Consider the following 599-nt stretch of genomic DNA (forward strand, 5'->3'; position numbering starts at 1 on the left):
AAACAATACGTCGCTTTCGAAGATCAACGCACCCGCCCGGCCCGCGATCTGCTGGCGGCGATTCCCACGCCTGAAGCGCGAACAGTGGTCGATATCGGTTGCGGTCCCGGCAATTCGACGGAGCTGCTGGTGCAGCGTTTTCCCGGGGCGAAGGTCAGCGGGCTGGACAGCTCGGCAGACATGATCGACGCGGCGCGCAAGCGCTTGCCGGATTTGCGCTTCGCTGTCGCCGAGATTGATAAGTGGGCCGATGCAGGGCCGTTTGATGTGATCTTCGCTAATGCCGTATTGCAGTGGGTGCCGGATCACGCGACGTTGTTGCCGGCGTTGGCCCGCAAGTTGTCGGCAGGCGGCAGTCTGGCGATCCAGATGCCGGATAACCTCAATGAACCGTCTCACCGTTTGATGCGTGAAGTCGCTGCGAATGGTCCGTGGGCGAGCAAGCTTTCAGGCGCTGCGGGGCAGCGCACCGACATGGCCAGCGCCAGTGATTATTTTTCGATGCTGCGACCACACTGTGCGCGGGTCGATGTGTGGCGTACGACCTACCACCATCAGCGGTCTGGCGGGGCGGCGGGGGTGGTGGAGTGGTTCAAGGG

General features: G+C 62.6%; 1 protein-coding gene. It reads left to right on the forward strand.

Translation table 11 applies throughout. The annotated features are described in order from the left end of the window. Nucleotides 1–599, forward strand: a 599-nt coding sequence (locus tag BK660_RS30375) for a methyltransferase domain-containing protein (RefSeq protein WP_123436411.1), incomplete at both ends; no start/stop codon positions are given.

It is taken from the genome of Pseudomonas brassicacearum, from assembly GCF_003732265.1.
GTDB lineage: Bacteria > Pseudomonadota > Gammaproteobacteria > Pseudomonadales > Pseudomonadaceae > Aquipseudomonas > Aquipseudomonas brassicacearum_D.